At 58.3% G+C, this 1,378-nt stretch carries 2 protein-coding genes; both read right to left on the bottom strand.

Going from position 1 to position 1,378, the window contains the following annotated elements; genetic code table 11:
• Positions 1-146: 146 nt before the first annotated feature.
• Positions 147-797, bottom strand: a complete 651-nt coding sequence (locus tag EN935_RS36080; RefSeq protein ID WP_109662640.1) for a TetR/AcrR family transcriptional regulator — start codon at positions 795-797, stop codon at positions 147-149.
• A 73-nt stretch (positions 798-870) separates the two neighbouring features.
• Complete coding sequence (locus EN935_RS36075) at positions 871-1,155, bottom strand: acylphosphatase (RefSeq protein WP_127265725.1); 285 nt, start codon at positions 1,153-1,155, stop codon at positions 871-873.
• Positions 1,156-1,378 lie beyond the last annotated feature (223 nt).

The raw sequence follows: 1,378 nt of genomic DNA, 5'->3' as shown, positions 1-1,378 counted from the left end.
ATCCTGGGCGAAGCGCCGCACCATGTCGCGCAGCGCCTCGATCTCCTCGTCATGCCCGAAGCTGAGCGTGTTCGTGTACATGCTATCCTCCCTGCGCATGACCCCGAAAATCGCCTTTGATTTTCGGAAAGGGATCATGCGCGAAATCAAAATGCTACAGCGTCCTTTGCGCGTCCGAAGGGACGCGCGGCGCTGTAGGCGTCGATCTTCGCGCCGACGAGCCGCATTGTCATTGAAAGATATGTCGTGGTCACTTCAGCGATCGACAGTCGTTCGCCCGGCCGAAACCAGACGATGACGCCGGTCATCATCTGGATCAGCGCCATCGCCGTCAGCCCGGTGTCGTCGATGCTGAAGACGCCCGTCTCGGCACCATCGCGCAGGATGGCGCGCAGCTCCTTTTCGTAAGCTGTGCGCATGCGCAGGATCTGCGTCAGCCGTTCGGGCGACAGGCTGCGCAATTCCATGTTCGACACATGCGTGGCGTGCCGACGCTCGATATGAAAAGCAATGTGGTTTTCGACATAGGCGGAGAGCCGCTGCACGGGATCCGCACTGACAGGGCGGGCTGCTTCCCACGCTTCGGTCAGACCTTCCATGTGCTCGCGCATCAGCGTGAACAGAAGCTCTTCCTTGGTTGGGAAATAGCGGTAGAGCGCGGCTGCCTGCACTCCGACTTCGCTGGCCAACTGACGCATCGACATCGCTTCGTAACCAAGGCGCGCGATGAGGTTGACCGCCGCCTCACGGATGGTCGCTTCGGTCTTTTCGCCATCGGATCCGGTGGTGCGTGCCATGTCAGTCCTGTTGCGAGGCACTAATAAAACAAACGTTCAATTAATTCAAGGGGCGTCCAAACCAAATCCGCCTTTATGCTACGATCCTGAACCCAACAAAGGCGTTTTCGGCCGCCAACTCCTCGACGTCGACTCTGGAAACCGAAGCCCCGGACGGCCCTTCCCAGAGGCGCTCGATCATTGTCGAGACCGCTTCATCGACGCCTGCAATTTGGGCCGCTACTGCCCCATCCGCTTCATTGCGAACCCAGCCCGCAAGACCAAGGCCTGTGGCCTCGCCCCGAGCCCAGATTCTGAAGCCGACGCCTTGCACATTGCCGTAGACGCGTGCCCGCACGTTCCTGCGATGGTCAGCCATGAATTTCTCCAAGCCTGTCTCGATGAATCTGGCGCATGGTGCAGGGAATGCAATCTGAGAATTGCGGGCACGACGCGGTAGCTGGCTCCCTGGCCTTTCGAAATTTAATTGACTCAGTCCACTAATTTTGAAAATAGAGCTGCCTTAGCCGGAGTTCGACGCAGATGCTGGATGAACGAAAAGCATTGGTGGCCGATATCAGGCGCTTCAATCGCTTCTACAC

Origin of the sequence: Mesorhizobium sp. M7D.F.Ca.US.004.03.1.1 (genome assembly GCF_003998635.1) — a bacterium.
Taxonomy (GTDB): domain Bacteria; phylum Pseudomonadota; class Alphaproteobacteria; order Rhizobiales; family Rhizobiaceae; genus Mesorhizobium; species Mesorhizobium loti.
The sequence above is the reverse complement of the archived record's forward strand: the minus strand, read 5'-3'. Positions and strand labels throughout refer to the sequence as shown.

Coding starts and splice junctions, on each gene's coding strand:
- EN935_RS36080 (WP_109662640.1), bottom strand. CDS start 797: ATGGCACGCACCACCGGATCCGATGGCGAAAAGACCGAAGCGACCATC.
- EN935_RS36075 (WP_127265725.1), bottom strand. CDS start 1,155: ATGGCTGACCATCGCAGGAACGTGCGGGCACGCGTCTACGGCAATGTG.